At 58.1% G+C, this 14952-nt stretch carries 13 protein-coding genes; 3 read left to right on the top strand and 10 right to left on the bottom strand.

The window, feature by feature from the left end; all coding sequences use genetic code 11:
- Positions 1 to 77 precede the first annotated feature (77 nt).
- Together QML71_RS00925 and QML71_RS00920 are read right to left on the bottom strand one after the other, a co-directional pair.
- Entirely contained in the window at positions 78 to 1631 is a 1554-nt protein-coding gene (locus QML71_RS00925; RefSeq protein ID WP_282010018.1) for a BCCT family transporter, read from the bottom strand.
- Positions 1632 to 1744: 113 nt separating this feature from the next.
- Complete coding sequence (locus QML71_RS00920; protein ID WP_282010017.1) at positions 1745 to 2668, bottom strand: SAM-dependent methyltransferase; 924 nt, start codon at positions 2666 to 2668, stop codon at positions 1745 to 1747.
- 850 nt (positions 2669 to 3518) lie between these two features.
- On the opposite strand from QML71_RS00920, the gene QML71_RS00915 reads away from it, so the two are divergent.
- Both QML71_RS00915 and QML71_RS00910 read left to right on the top strand, forming a co-directional pair.
- Entirely contained in the window at positions 3519 to 4913 is a 1395-nt protein-coding gene (locus QML71_RS00915) for a sensor histidine kinase (protein WP_282010016.1), read from the top strand.
- On the top strand, positions 4897 to 5547 hold the full coding sequence (locus tag QML71_RS00910; RefSeq protein ID WP_282010015.1) for a response regulator: 651 nt from the start codon (positions 4897 to 4899) through the stop codon (positions 5545 to 5547). Before QML71_RS00915 ends, QML71_RS00910 begins: the two co-directional genes overlap by 17 nt.
- Before the next feature lie 100 nt (positions 5548 to 5647).
- On the opposite strand, the gene QML71_RS00905 is transcribed toward QML71_RS00910, so the two are convergent.
- From QML71_RS00905 to QML71_RS00870, 8 genes are all read right to left on the bottom strand, one after another.
- Positions 5648 to 7342 (bottom strand): B12-binding domain-containing radical SAM protein, encoded by a 1695-nt coding sequence (locus QML71_RS00905; protein WP_282010014.1) that lies wholly within the window; start codon positions 7340 to 7342, stop codon positions 5648 to 5650.
- A gap of 113 nt (positions 7343 to 7455) precedes the next feature.
- Positions 7456 to 7986: a hypothetical protein gene (locus tag QML71_RS00900; RefSeq protein ID WP_282010013.1), complete on the bottom strand. Its 531-nt coding sequence runs from the start codon at positions 7984 to 7986 to the stop codon at positions 7456 to 7458.
- A 2-nt stretch (positions 7987 to 7988) separates the two neighbouring features.
- Positions 7989 to 8507, bottom strand: a complete 519-nt coding sequence (locus QML71_RS00895; protein ID WP_282010012.1) for a hypothetical protein — start codon at positions 8505 to 8507, stop codon at positions 7989 to 7991.
- A 101-nt stretch (positions 8508 to 8608) separates the two neighbouring features.
- Positions 8609 to 9421, bottom strand: coding sequence for a glycosyltransferase family 2 protein (locus QML71_RS00890; RefSeq protein WP_282010011.1), 813 nt, complete (start codon positions 9419 to 9421; stop codon positions 8609 to 8611).
- A gap of 46 nt (positions 9422 to 9467) precedes the next feature.
- On the bottom strand, positions 9468 to 10052 hold the full coding sequence (locus tag QML71_RS00885; protein ID WP_282010010.1) for a D-sedoheptulose-7-phosphate isomerase: 585 nt from the start codon (positions 10050 to 10052) through the stop codon (positions 9468 to 9470).
- Positions 10053 to 10062: 10 nt separating this feature from the next.
- Positions 10063 to 11595 (bottom strand): PfkB family carbohydrate kinase, encoded by a 1533-nt coding sequence (locus tag QML71_RS00880; protein WP_282010009.1) that lies wholly within the window; start codon positions 11593 to 11595, stop codon positions 10063 to 10065.
- A gap of 15 nt (positions 11596 to 11610) precedes the next feature.
- Positions 11611 to 12096: an adenylyltransferase/cytidyltransferase family protein gene (locus QML71_RS00875; protein WP_282010008.1), complete on the bottom strand. Its 486-nt coding sequence runs from the start codon at positions 12094 to 12096 to the stop codon at positions 11611 to 11613.
- A 23-nt stretch (positions 12097 to 12119) separates the two neighbouring features.
- The gene (locus QML71_RS00870) at positions 12120 to 13109 is read right to left on the bottom strand and encodes a GSU2086 family protein (protein WP_282010007.1); all 990 of its coding nucleotides are present in this window, start codon (positions 13107 to 13109) and stop codon (positions 12120 to 12122) included.
- Positions 13110 to 13514: 405 nt separating this feature from the next.
- Between QML71_RS00870 and QML71_RS00865 the strand changes: the two genes are divergently transcribed.
- Positions 13515 to 14930, top strand: a complete 1416-nt coding sequence (locus QML71_RS00865; RefSeq protein WP_282010006.1) for a radical SAM/SPASM domain-containing protein — start codon at positions 13515 to 13517, stop codon at positions 14928 to 14930.
- The last annotated feature ends 22 nt before the right edge of the window (positions 14931 to 14952 follow it).

Raw genomic sequence — 14952 nt, 5'->3', positions numbered from 1 at the left:
GGGGCGTTCCTGCTGAGTGGATGTAGGAATTCAAATGAATTGAAATTGAAGTTTTCTTTACAGTGAGAGTGCCTGGATCACGCTTCCTGTTCGCGCACGGCCTGTTCGCGCTTTTGCTGGCGGCGTTCGTTGAGAAGCGCGATGCGCAGTCCATAAATGAGACCGATGAGCACAATCGCAAACGGCAGGCCGGTGGTGATGGCCGCGGTCTGCAACGCGTTCAACCCGCCCGCGAGCAACAAAACGATGGCGATGACGCCCTCAGTGACGGCCCAGAACAGGCGTTGCAGCTTCGGCGGGTCGGGGTCGCCGCCGGCGGTGATCATGTCGATCACAAAACTGCCGGAGTCGGACGAGGTGACGAAGAAAGTGATGATGACAACGGTGGCGATGGTGGCGGTGATCGCCTCCAGGGGTAGCGACTGCAACAGCACGAACAGAGCGGTGCTCACGTTCTTGTCCACGGCTTCGGCGATGGCGCCGCCTTCGATCAGGTCGAGGTGAATGGCGGTGCCGCCGAACACGCTGAGCCACGCGAACGTCGCCAGGCACGGAGCCAGCAGGCTGCCCAAAATGAACTCGCGGATGGTGCGGCCGCGCGACACGCGGGCGATGAACATGCCGACGAACGGCGACCAGGCGATCCACCACGCCCAGTAAAACGTCGTCCAATTCGAACGCCATTCGACGCCGAACAGGGTCTCGCTGGCGACACTCAGCACCAGGAAATTCTGCGCGTAGTTGGCAAGCGTGGTGCCGAAGGTGGTGAAGATGTAAAGCGTCGGTCCGGCGATCAGCACGAACACGAGGAACGTTCCCGCCACCCACAGGTTGAAATGGCTGAGGCGGCTGATGCCCTTGTGCAGGCCGAGCATCACGGAGAACGTGGCGATCAGGGTGATGAACGCGATCAGCCCCACCTGCACCCACACCGACTGCGGCACCCCTGCAATGAAGTGCAGGCCGGAGTTCACCTGCATCGCTCCCAATCCGAGTGACGTTGCCACGCCGAACATGGTGCTGACCACGGAGAAGATGTCGATCACGTGGCCGAAGGGTCCGTAAATCCGGTCACCGAGCAGCGGATAAAATGCGGAACGGATGGTGAGCGGCAGTCCCTTGCGGAACGCGAAGTAGGCGAGCGCCATGCCCACCACGCAATAGATCGCCCACGCGTGCAGTCCCCAGTGGAAGAAGGTCAACTGCATGGCCTGCTCGGCGGCAGTCTCCGTTTGCGGCACGCTGATCGGCGGACTCTTGTAATGGCTGATGGGTTCGGCGACGCTCCAGTAAATGAGGCCGATGCCCATGCCCGCGCTGAACAGCATGGCGAACCACGTGGCAAAGCTGAACTCGGGCCGGTCTTCATCCTTACCCAACCGGATTTTCCCATACGGACTGAACAGCAGGAAAAACGCGAAGAACAACAGCAGGCAGGTGGTGATGGTGAACACCCAACTGAAGCGCGCGGTGATGAACGTCTGCACCGCCGCGAAAACGTCCTGCGCGGCTTCGGTGAACAGGGTGCCGTAGAGAATGAACAGAAACATCAGCGCCGCGGCGCTGATGAACACGGGCGGGTTGGTGCGCGTGAAAAACCACAGCGGCCGGGTTGGGATTTCATGCTTCATGACCGCACCTCACAGCCCGCCCACGGACACCGGCGCGGGGAAACCGGCTTTGCGTTGCGGAGTGTCCGGGGCGATGGAATTGGGAAGAGAGGCATTCGGATGAAACCACACGCTCACGAAGCCGCAGGTTTTTCGAAACAGGTGATGCCCCAGGCCAGGCGTCCACTGTTGCCGGCGTCCACCCAGTGGCCGAGTCCGGTCAGCATGCGGTCGATGTATTCCTTGCCGCAGATTTCCACCACCTCGTCGTACTGCCGCTGAGTCTCGTCGCGCACACGGCTGTAATGCCGGGTCAGCTGATGGGAGTGGTCTTCCATCCGTTTCAAACGGAATCCGGCCTTGCTCGCCTCGTCATAGTAAAATTTGAACGAGCCCAGCGTGGACAGATGAATGCGCGCAAGGATCGGCCCCAGAGAATCGTCGGGGCAATCGTCGGCCTTCATGATGTCGGTGAAAATGAACATGCCGCCGGGCTTCAACACCCGGTAGGCCTCGGCCACCACGCGGGCGCGATCGGCGCTGTGCAGGAACGAGTCCTGCGACCACACCACGTCGAACGAGTTGGCTTCGAACGGAATGTCTTCGAAGCTGCCGTGAGCGACATCGACCAGGTGATCGAGCTTGCGTTCCTTGTTGAATTCGCGGTTGCGGTTGTTCTGCGTTTCGCTGAGATTGAGGCAGGTCACATGACAGCCGTTGTGCGTGGCGAGATAGCGCGCACCGCCGCCATACCCTGCGCCCAGATCCAAAACTTTTTTGAATATGGTGAGATCCAGAATGTCCGACATGTGGTCCACAATGCGCTTGCCGGCGATTCCGATCGGTTCTTCCTCATAATTGTACAGTCCAATATGAATGTGCTCGCCGCCCCAGATGCGGAAATAAAACTGGTCGGCATTGGAACTGTCGTAGTACTCCTCCGCCTTGTCCACCGCGTTGGTGGTATTGTCTTTGGTCGTGCTACCCATATTTTTCTCCCAGATGAATGAATGGCTCACACACAGGCGCGATATGGTGACGTGGTTGAATCGACCCACAAATCTGTCGTTGATGAGTGTGCGAGACAGGAACGTGCGTGAAATGAAGTTTAATTATAGGAGGTTGCGGCAAACATTTCAACCCGGCGCGGGCGGACAGGCAACGCTAAACGGTTTCAGGCGCACGGGTTGCAACAAAATTATTTTTATTTTTGTTCCGCTCAAAACAGAGTCACAGGCTTTCCCGCCAGCGCAATAATAAAGCCAAAATAGGCGTCTAAAAATAACTCAGAACCCAGGCCGCCCCATCCGGATCGCCCGCCTTCCTGCTGCATCCATAAAAAATCCAGCCCCGATCCGAATCCGTTGCAGATGCGCCCGGGAAGGCAGAGCCCGCCCTGTAAAGCGCGGTCCCCGCTTCGCCCCCATGGGGGTTTGCGGGTCGAATCCTGTCGGGATGAACAGCCGAAGGTCTGCCTGCGCGACTCGAAATACTTCGATCGATAATTAACCGAATTCAGGATGGAACGGCTCCCGGAATGCGCTTATTTTTAGGTATTTGGAGGAGTGGCTGGAATCTCACCGCCTGCCAACCCCTTGGCAACGGAGGAAACCCGTCCAGAGGGGAACCGCTCATTTCAAAACCAACCTAAAATCAATATTTTAAGGCGACGTTTGATTTTTTTAACGCGACCGAAGTGTTGTCTGCTACCATAAAGCCATAAAAATTATAGAGTTGACGCAATCTCAGTCGGCGACAGGAGGAAGGCGTTGCCTTCCCCTGCTCCGGAAAATCCTTCGCAACGCCTCCATGGGAGGCTCTGCGAACGCACTCGAACCTATTCGGCTGTTTCTGATTCGGTCGTTCCCCCGCCTGCCGGCGGGACCAGCGGCCTCTGGACCCCAAACCATGAAACTGGGCAATTACAACATCAACCTGGAGACCTCACATTGGTGGATTCCCATCACCAATATTTTTCTGGGGTTTGCCATGATCGCCATGATGGGTTTCAGTTTCTGGAAGGGTCTGGAGATGAATACGGTGTACGCGCCGCTCATCAATGCCGACACGGAAGTCAAACTGAAGGTTGTCGCCGCCCACATGTGGGTGGAAGAAATTCTGGGCGGGGACCAGACCAAGGACATGGATGGGGTCTGGGAGTTTCTCGATCAGGCGGACTGGTACGCCAACGCCATGCTGGAAGGCGGGCAGAACGTGGAAGGCATCATCATGCCGCTCAACGATCCCGAGATCCGCGAGGTCATCCGCGAGGTGCGCAACAACATCGCCGAGTTCCGCAAAATCGCGCACACGCGCCTGTCCAACCGGGCCACATCGGGTGCCGGGTCGCCCATGGACAAGTATTACGATGAGGTGTACCTGAGTTTCAACCGCAAGGCGGACCGCATCAAGCACCGCCTGCAGGAATTGATGGCCACCGACCTGCAGTACTTCAAGGTCACGCAGATCACGCTCATGGGCGTCACGTTTCTGTTGTCGATGTCCATGGCCTTCGTCGTCTTCCGCTTTGAACGCTTTCGTGACAAATGGATCCACGCTCTGCACGAAGCCAACGTCAATCTCGAAAAAGAAGTCGAAGAACGCAAGCAGGCGGAGATCAAGCTCACCGAATACGGCAACCAGCTCAGGCGCCTGACCAACCAGTTGCAGTCGATCCGCGAGGAGGAAAAAACCCGCATCGCGCGCGAGGTCCACGACGAGTTGGGGCAAACGCTGACGGCGCTCAAGATGGAACTCGCCTGCCTGGTCAACGACGTCAACAACGGTTCACAGGAAGTGCCGCAACGCACGCGGTCGATGAGCCAGTTGATCGACGACACCATTCACTCCGTACAGCGCATCGCCACCGAACTGCGTCCGCAGATTCTCGACGTGCTCGGCCTCTCGGAAGCCATCCGCTGGGAGACATCGGAATTTGAAAAACGGACGGGCATGCGCTGCCACATCACCTTCACACCGGAAAAAATCATTCTGGAACGCAACCTGTCCACAACCCTGTTCCGCATTTATCAGGAAGCCATGACCAACGTCGCCCGTCATTCCGGCGCCAGCAACGTCACCATTCAAGTCGAAGAAAAAGAAAACGAGGTGATTTTGGAGATCTGCGATGACGGACGCGGGATCCAGAAACATCAGTTGTACAACTCTCAGTCATTGGGGCTGCTTGGGATTCAGGAGCGCGCCCGCGCCCTGAACGGCGACACCACCATTGAAGGCAATCCCTTATCCGGCACCACCGTCCGCGCCATCATCCCGGTCAAACAATATGAAAACATCCCATAACAAAATCAGAGTTTTCGTGGTCGATGACCACGCGGTCGTCCGCCAGGGCATCAAACACATCATCGTTCAGAATGCGGACATGGAAGTGGTCGGCGAAGCCTCACACGGCAACGAAGTACTGGAAAAGATCAAGGGGCTGGATATCGATGTCATGTTGATGGACATCGAAATGCCGGAAAAAAGCGGGTGGGAGGTGATGTCACAGATGAAGTACAGCCATCCGCACCTGGGTGTCATCATCCTCAGCATTTTTCCGGAAGATCATTACGGCGTGCGGTTGATCAAGGCGGGGGCCTCCGGCTACCTCACCAAATCCAGCGCACCGGAACAACTGGTGCAGGCCATCCGCACCGTATCCGGTGGCGGCAAGTTCATCAGCCCGTCGCTGGGGGAAAAACTGATTCAGGAACTGGACAAGAAAGACGGTCAGCCCCGGCACGCCGTTCTCTCCGAACGCGAGTTCCAGGTGTTCTGCATGATCGCTTCCGGCAAGAAAACCAAGGAAATCGCCGACGAACTGTCCCTCAGCATCACCACCATCAGCACCCACCGTTCCAACATCCTGGAAAAAATGGGGATGAAGAACAACGCCGAGCTCATCCACTACGCGCTCAAGAACGGCTTGGTCCGTTAACCCGGGCGCACCACCCGGCGGGATCTGAGCGCACTTTTCGCCTTACAGGAAATTTCCAGAATAAGAGAGGTGGGTCCGGTAGAGAGAGGGCGTTGCCGGATCAACTCGGCGAGGACCACCCCAGCCACTCGGCGCGGCCTTTTTGCGACCGGGCCTTATCGTCGCCTTCCGCGCCTTCGACCATCGCTGCCGGCTCCGGCGCCTCCGCCTCCGCTCCCTTGGGCAGGCGGGAGCGGCGGAACTTGCGATCCTTCATCTTGATGTCTTTCGGCGCCGCTTCCGAACGTCCGCGCTTGAGCAACGCAAACACCGCGTTGCCGACAAACGGCGGCAGCAGCGAGAACAACAGATTGGAACCCAGGATGAGGGCCATGCCGGTCAACGCCGCCACTTCGCGCGGCTTGAGGAACCAGTTCGGCGGCAGGGCGATCCAGCCTACGCCTTTGTCGCGGGTCAGGATCGACTTGACGATCTTCCACTGGAAGTAATACTGCAGGTTGCGACGGATGATGTCGCGCTTCAACTCGAATTCGGTCACGCCCTTCGGCACATAGGCCAGGGGAATCGTGTCGAAAATACTGCGCGTGATGGACAGGGTGCTGTTGAAGTTGCGCCAGCCTTCCATGATGTGCAGGCGGCCTTCCCGCTGCGCCTCATCATAAATCGGCGTGCCGGGATACGGAATCAGGTTGTTGAACTTGACAAAACCGACGTTGGCGCCATTGACCACCCGCCACGACTCGTCGCGGTCGGCCTTGCTCTCGCCGGGGAAACCGTAAATCATGAACAGCGATACCTTGAATCCGTATTTTTTGCAGAGCGCCACCGCATCGAGGTGCTGCTCCACGGTCTGGTCCTTGTTGGCTTCCTTGGCAATGCGCTCGACGCCGGTCTCCATGCCCATGCCAATGGTCTTGAAGTTGGCGCGCTTCATGGCCGGCAGAATGTCTTCGTGGATGTTGTCGGCGCGGGTCTGCACCGCAAAGGCGCACTTCTCATGCAGTCCGGCTTCGACGATGCCGTCGCACAACTCGATCACGCGGCGCTTGTTGACGCTGAAGATATCGTCGTAAAAGGTGATGTTTTCAATTTTGTATTTGTTGACCAGAATCTTGACGTTTTCGATGATGCGTTCCATCGAATGCCAGCGGTAGGTCAGGCCGGTCAGGATGCGCTGGCTGCAATAGCTGCATTTGTAGGGGCAGCCGCGCGCGCCGGTCAAAAATCCCATGTCGTATTTGGGGTGTTCGAACAATTCGTAGGGGAAAATCGGCACGTCGTCGAGGTTGTCGATCAGGTCGTTGTCCGGGTTGGAAACCAGCTCATCCTCCTCATCGAGAAAGGTGATGCCGCGGATCTTCTGCCAGGCGTCGCCGCCCTCGCGCAGGGAGTGGTACAACTGGCGCATGGTTTCCTCACCTTCGCCGCGCACCACGATGTCCGCCGATCCATTCCGCAACGCTTCTTCCGGCAAGGCGGTGACATGCACGCCGCCCATGATCACGGTGCAGTCCGGATAGGCTTCCTTATACATGCGACCGATGTTGTAAGCGCGGCCCGCCTGCGACGTCAGCACCGTGATGCCGATGATCAGCGGCTGCTCCAAACCTTCCACGAACTTGCGAAAGTTGTCTTGGGTGATGGTTTCGATTTCTTCATCCACCACGCGGATGTTCTTCACGCCATACTTGCGCAAGTACGCGGAAATGACGCCCAGCGACACCGGAATGCCGACCGGGATGTAGCGCGACAACATGCCGCCGAACTTTTCGTAAGCTGGATTGATGAACAACATGGGTTCGAAACCTTTCCTGGTTGGGACTCGAACTTACACGAATGCTATGATCGGTGAACGACCCCTCTGCCCCTCTGGCGTGTCTCTTTATGATAACGGAAGTTCTAATCGTTTCAATCGAATTCACTGGTCTTTCCCAATATAATTCGTTTTGTCAATACAATTGCTTGCGAAATCCATAGCATCAGCGGCTTACCGATGAAATACCGCCCGTCGCGCTCCACGATCTGGCCGGTGCCGAGCAATCTTTGCAAGCGAATTTCAACCATTTGCGAGGCGTTGTAACGGCTGAGCAGGGACTCCAAATCGAGCCCCCCGCCCGCCTCGTGCAGTTCCCGCAACAGACGGATGCGCCGGGCGGTCTCTCCCAGATTGATGAAGTGAAAATAGCAGTAGCCCAGCATGCCGTAGGCGGCAATGTTGACAGCAAGCAGGGCCAGGGCCTCGCGCAGGGCCACGTCCGATCCGGCGGCGACGATCCCTTCCCCCGCCACCACCGCGCCCAGTCCGGCGGCGAAGCCTAGGTACACGGATTTCAACAGGCCCGTGCGCGTCCAGCGCGCCACCGCAATCTGGATCAGCACATTGATGGCCAGGCCGATCACCGGGCTGAAGGTGTGGGCCAAATCGCGCAGCGTCTCCATCGCTAGCCCCCCTTGCCGGCTTTGAGCACAGCGCGGTACACAACGAACAGGCGGGCCATGGTCCGGCCTTTCGGGGTGAGGTGGTAACGGCCGTCTTGCAGCGTCGCCATCTTGTCGGTCAACAGGTCGCGCAGGCGCGGCTTGACCAGCACATCGTCATTCATGCGCTCAAAAAACGTTTGCCGCGGCAACCCCGCGTCGCCCGCCTGGGCGATGGTCTGCACCATCACCAGCGACGGACTGTCCGCTTCCAGTCCCGAATACGTGATCATGTAGGCCAGCGTGAACGCGATGAACAACAGGGCAATGCGCGCGTACTGCGTCCACCCCTCCGGCGCGGCGACGCCGAACAGGGAAAGCTCCGGGTGCGTCCACAACCCTGCCGATCCGGCGATCAAGGTGCCGAAAAAAATCTGCAACAGCACCTTGGTCTGGCGGCGCGGCAAACGGATTTTCCAGACGATGAGATGGATGGCCAGGGCCAGCACCAGAAGCGTCAGACCCCAGATGAGAACTTGCATGGCACACGACTTGGAAACAGGGTTGGAAGGACAGGCGCGTCCGGCCTCGTCGGACGGTGTAACCGGCACCCCGGTACAACCGGCGCCCGGTCCCGCCGGATTTATTTTTTAACTTTGTACAGCATGTTTTCGGTGGCGTAGCGGCGCGAGGTGGAACTGCCCGCGACAAATTCGTCCTGCGCCACCTTGCTCTTCTTGCTGAAATAAAAATCGCGCACCAGCCGCAGATACCCGCGCGCCACCCGCACCAGCGACGGGTACGACACCGCTTTCGATTTGCCTTCGCTGCGCAGGCCCAGCCGGTACGGCACTTCCGCGAACAGGTACCCTTTTTTTACGGAGCGGATCAGGATGTCGGTCTGGAAGAAAAAGTTGGCGCTGCGGTAAGGCAGTTCCTTGAGGATGCACTTCCGGTACAGCACGGTGCCGTTGGTGTAATTGAAATTGACCATGAAGGTGGAGTTGATGACGCGGCGATAGACGAGGGACAGCAGGTTGCGAAACAGGCTGCGCACGCTGCGGTTGTAAACGAAGGGGATGACGATGTCCACGTGCTCCAAAAGACCGATGTATTGCAGGCTTTCCCAGGGATCGTTTTCGTTGTCGCCGGGAAGCATGATGACGATCTCGTGCGCCGCGTCGTCCACGCCTTCCCAGAAGGAAGCGCCGATGCCCTGCGGCCGGTCGTGGTGGATCACCCGCACCCGCGAGTCGCGGGCCATGAATTCCTCGATGATCTGTGGCGTGCGGTCACGGCTGCCGTCGTTGACGGCGACGATCTCACCGGCAAAGCCGAAGTGATCCAGCGCGTCCAGCGTATTCTGCAGGGCCAGCGCAATGCGCCCCTCTTCGTTCAACGCCGGCATGATGACGCTCAGCGAAGGGTGGTCTGTTTTTCTATCCGTGTCCGGCATCCTCTGCCCCCTCAGGTTGGTGTGCGTCCGTTGACACAGTGTCCGGCTATGAATTCGCTTGCTGGTTCATGATCATGGTGTCCAGGATGCAGTGGCAGATTGCGTGATGCAGGATCTCCACCGGCCCGTAGCCCAGAAACGGCACGTGAAAGTTGAGATCGCCTTTGTCCCGCAGCGGATTGTCTTCCTTGAATCCGGAAAACGTCACCACGTGACAGCCCCGTTCGCGGGCCGCCTTGACGCCATTGTGTATGTTTTCCGAATTCCCGGAGCTGCTGATGGCGAACAGAATATCGCCCGGATCAGCCAGAAACTCGATGGGTTTCTGGAACACGTATTCGTAACCGAAGTCGTTGCCGATGCAGGTCAGCAGCGCGCCGTCATTGAAGGCGGTGGCGCGCTTGCCGCCGGCTTTGGTGAAATCCGTCGCCATGTGGCTGGCGATGGAGGCACTGGCGCCGTTGCCGATAAACATCAATCGCCGACCCGCCTGCGACTGTTTGTTGATCAACTCGACCGCCGCCACCACGCCGTCGGGGAAGCTGTAGGTTTCCCCGTTCTGGCCGGTGACGCTGATGGCGTCCATCGCCTTTTTCAAATTCCCGAAATAATCTTCTACCATTCGTTGCATAGAACCACCCCTATTTCGCCAGTGAATGGATCAGTTCCAAAACTTCGTTTTTCTCTACCGAGCGCTTGTTGCCCATGATCTGCACCGCCAGCGCGCCGACGGCATTGCCGACGAAGGTCACCATGTCCATCGGCATCGACTGGGCAACGCACGGCGCGGTGTAGGCGAAGTAGGCGTCGCCCGCGCCGATGGTGTCGACCACGTTCGTCGAGAAGATGGGCGTGCGCACCACCTGTTCTTCGCTGTTGACGCCCAGCGAACCACGCTTGCCCAGGGTCACCACCAGGTGGTTGGCATCGATCTGGTTTTTGATGTCGAGCGCGATCTGGTCGATGGCGCCGTGCTTGTCCTGTGCCGCCAGCCGGACCTCCGGTTCGTCCAGGCACACGTAATGCGGCTTCGCGTATTTGGTGATGAGGTTGTAGCCGGAGTTGGCTGCATTGGTCTGCGTGTTCACCGCCAGCACCTTCGAGCTTTCCACCAGCGCCCTGTAAATGGTTTCAGACACGAACCCGTGCCCGAAATCCGACAGCAGGACCAGGTCGTAATCCTTCACCTTCTGCCGCACGTAATCCGCCACTTCCCGGTCCAGCGACGCACCCAGCTTGGTGTCGTTGATGTAATTGACCTCGAACAGCTTCTGGTTGAGGTACTGGTGCACGAAACGGGTTTTGGTGATGGTCGGGCCCTCGTCGCGATAAAAAAATCGAGTGGTGACGTTGGGTTTCAGGTTGTCGCGGATGAACTCGACGCGGGGATTGTCCAGCCCCAACAGCGTCACCAGGTGCACTTCCTTGCACAGGCCGGCGACGTGGTTGGCGATGGCGAACGCGCCGCCCGCAAACACTTCGTGGCTGAGAAACCGGTTCACCACGAGGTTGGCCTTGCCCGCCTTGCCCATCGGCTCGCAGTAATGGTATTCGTCGATGATGCCGTCACCAATCAGGCAGACGCGCAGGTTTTCCATGCCGTGCAGGTAGTCGGCGATTTCCTTAAAGGTATGGCGTTTGAAAAATTTCTTGAGGAAGAGTTTGGTGTCTTCCGGGTACAGGTCGTAAAAATTTCTCAGGATGTGCGACGAGCGCATGGAGAAGCCGTCGGTCTCGCGGATCTGGATTTCGCCCCAGAACAGGTCGCGTTCCTCCTCGAAGATTTTGCGGTTCACCTCCTGGTCGCGCTCATGATGCGCCTGGCCCTTGGCAAACACATCGGGATTGAGGCTGCGCACGCACTCGAAAGGCCGTTCGTCATCGACCAGGCAGACGGCATCGATCTGCGCCAAAGACGCCACATTGGCCAGCCGCAGGGCTTCCGGAAACACCGGACGGCCGGGACCGCGCCGGACGTCCTTGTCCTTGATCACCGTCACCACCAGGATGTCGCCCATGCCGCGGGCCGCGTTGAGGTGCTGGATGATGCCGGGATGGATGAGGTCGAACACCCCATGCGACAGCACCACTTTTTTCCCGGCGGCCTTGAGCTCGCGCACTTTGGCGGCCAGGTCTTCGAAGGTGAAAATTTTATTCTGGGGATCGGTTGCCATAGCCCCCTGCTTTGTTTAGTCTTTGATGTATTTGTTGATCAACTCCGTGGACGAAAACACGATTTCGTGGGTGAACCGCATCTCCGCCCCGATTTCCTGGAGCACCTGGTATTCCTTCTGAATCTTGCCGGTCTTGTCTTCCAGTCGTTCGAACTCCTGCCCCTTGACGTAGATGTCAGGCTTGAGCCGCCGCAAGGTCTCTTCCGCCGTCGGCCACTGGTTGACCGCCGTGTAATCGACGCATTCCAGCGCCGCCAGCGACTCGGCGCGCAAGCGTTCGTCGAACACCGGGCGGCCGGGCCCTTTATCGACGTAGCGGTCGGGGCTGACGGTGACCACCAGCACGTCGCCCATTTTCTTCGCCGCCTGCAAATACTTGATGTGACCGGGATGCATGAGATCGAAACACCCATGGCACAGTACCACCTTGCGGCCTTTGGATTTTTCGCTTTCCAGGGTCTCGGCCAGGCGGTCGAGTTCGTACACTTTCGATTCCGACATTCCGGTTCCTTTTAGACAGCAGGTTAACGGGTTTGTCCCGTTTTGTGTTCCAAAATCTGGATCGCCTGCCACAGCGCGGGCACCGTTTCCGCGTGCACGCCTTTCACATAATGGCTGTCGCCGCCATCGGCCACGGTGCGCACCAGCATGGTTTTCCATGGCCGGTAGTAATAGCCGGAACTCGACTTCGGCGCTTCCGCCTTGAAGTTGGACGGCAGATCGTGCAGGTCACACACCAGCGTGGTGAAGCGGCGCACTTCCTCGTGTTCCTGGTGCGCCAGGTTGCGCGCCATGCTGAGTGCCTTGAGATACACTTCCGGGGCCATGACGGCGCTGCCGAAGTTCATGACCACACCGCCTTCCAGCCGCCGCACGCAGGCGGCGTATTTCAAAAAATCGGTGTAGGACAAGGCCCCCGTCGCCGCCCCGTCGAAATTGGGATGCTGGTGGATGATATCCTGGCCGATGCACACGTGCACCGTGGCCGGAATGCCCAGCCGCGCCGCCGCCGCAAACAGGCTGATGTCCTTGTGCGGATAATCGCTGTCCAGGATGGCCCGCCCCACCGCCTGCCCCAGCCCCACCTCGGGGTCTTTCCTGTAGGCGGCGTTGACGATGTCGTTCAGCTCCGCCGTTTCCTGCCAGAACCCGAACTCCCCGGTCTGGATGTAACGCGCCACGCTTTCCGTGGTGGCGCCGATGCGCGCAAATTCGTAATCGTGGATGATGCCCGCGCCGTTGAACGCCAGGCAGTCGAGGTAACCCCGCTCCATCAGGTCGATGAGGTAACGCTGCACGCCGGAACGCAGAACGTGCGCCCCCATCATCAGGATGCGGGCGCGACCGGTTTCCTTCGCCTGCATCAGACAGTGCGCCACCGGCTTCAACACCTCGACCATCAAAGGCGAAGCCTCCTTTTCCAGTTTGTGGATGCAATCCACCTTGAGATCGTGCTGCCGCTCGGCCAGCGGCTTGATTTTCAGGGAAGTCAGGTTGAGCGACGGTGATGGCATCGGGCGGCCTGTTGGCGGTGACTGAAAAGGCGATGATCCGGGATCCGATGTCTGCAAAATCCCATAAGCCTGTGAATTATATAATTATATGGCGTTTCTCGCAAATTGGAAACCATTTCTCCCCATTGCCATCCGGGACGGCCCCACGCCATCTATCTATGAACGCGAAAATGAATGGATTTGGTCCGGCCGATCCCGGAAAACCCGGGCTTAAAGCATTGCTATTTCAGGAGTTGTAATTTTGTTTTGATTGATTTCAAACCCATCCCTTGGCATAATAAAAAGACAGTCATCACAGCACGCGCAAATACACTCGATAAGAATAAACCCTATCCCGCAGGGGGTTTTTCACGCTTTCGATCGCTGTCCGATTGCATCAACCCTTTGTCCAAAAAGGCATACCCAATGAGTGACTCTCATTCCAATAAAAACCGTTTTGGTCTGGACGCAGACACGCACATCCCCAAAGACGTACCGCTGGCCAAAACGCCGGGGCATAAACTCCGCACCTCCAACACCATCGTCGATCGCAGTGCCCTGCACCAGGCGCAGATCAAACTGAAAGATCAGGCCGTCGATTCCAAGGCGTTGGACAAAATGGACGATCAGGAATTCGAATACGTCCAGTTCGAAGACCAGGTGGGCGTGATCCGTAAAAGCGCGGGAGAAGAGGAAGAGGTCAAAGCCGAGCCGGTGCCCAACATGTTCACCGGTCCCAGCTACCGCAACCAGAAAGAACGATTCCGCTTCGACGGCCACAAGATGCTGCACCATCTCGACCGGGTGATGAACTGGATGCAGGGCGAACGCTTTGCGCCCATCCACATCGACATGGGCCTGACCAAATTCTGCAACACCGCCTGTCTGTACTGCTACGCCGTCGTGCAGAACATGACCAAGGGCACCATGATCAAACGCGATGCGCTGCTGCGTTACATCGAAGACTGCGGCAAACTCGGCGTGCGTTCCATCGGCTTCATCGGCGACGGCGAACCGACGCTGAACCCCGCCCTGTACGACGCCACGGTATTGGCAAAGCAGGTCGGCGTGGACACCTCCATGGCCACCAACGGACTGATCCTCGACATGGATCGCGCCCACGAACTGCTGCGCGACATGACCTTCATCCGCATCAACCTGTCCGCCGGCACGCCGGAAGGCTTCCGCCGCGTCCACCAGTCCACCGAGGAAAACTTTCACCTGCTGGTGGAAAATATCCGCGAGTTGATACGCATCAAGAAGGAAAACAATTATCAATGCACGATCGGTTTGCAGATGGTGCTGATCCCGGAATGCTTCGACGAGGTCATTCCGGAAGCGGAACTGGGTGCGGAACTGGGCGTCGATTATTTCGTCATCAAGCACTGCTCCGATTCCGAGTACAAGGAAATCGGCATCAACTACGAAAACTACCTGTCCCTCGAAGACATGCTGCACAAGGCGGAGAGCATCAGCAACGACAACTACGTGGTGCAGGTCAAATGGAACAAGATCATGGCTGCCGGGGAGTCCGACCTGTACAAGGACGGCTACCGCAAGTACGACGTGTGCTACGGCACGCCGTTCCTGCTCCAGATCTCCGGCAACGGCAAGATCTATCCCTGCGGCCCGTTCTTCAACAAGGACCGCTTCTACATTGGCGACCTGCATGAAAGCTCGTTTTACGACATGGTGATGAGCGACCGCTACTGGGAAGTGCACGACGACGTCGCCAACTCCGTGGACGTGCACAAGGACTGCGCCATCGGTTGCCGGCAGGACTACGTCAACAAGTTCCTGTACGATTTAAAGAACGCGCCCGAACACGTCAACTTCATTTAAGCCGGACCCCCAGGGGAGGGGC

Origin of the sequence: Nitrospina watsonii (assembly GCF_946900835.1) — a bacterium.
Taxonomy (GTDB): Bacteria; Nitrospinota; Nitrospinia; order Nitrospinales; family Nitrospinaceae; genus Nitrospina; species Nitrospina watsonii.
The sequence above is the reverse complement of the archived record's forward strand: the minus strand, read 5'-3'. Positions and strand labels throughout refer to the sequence as shown.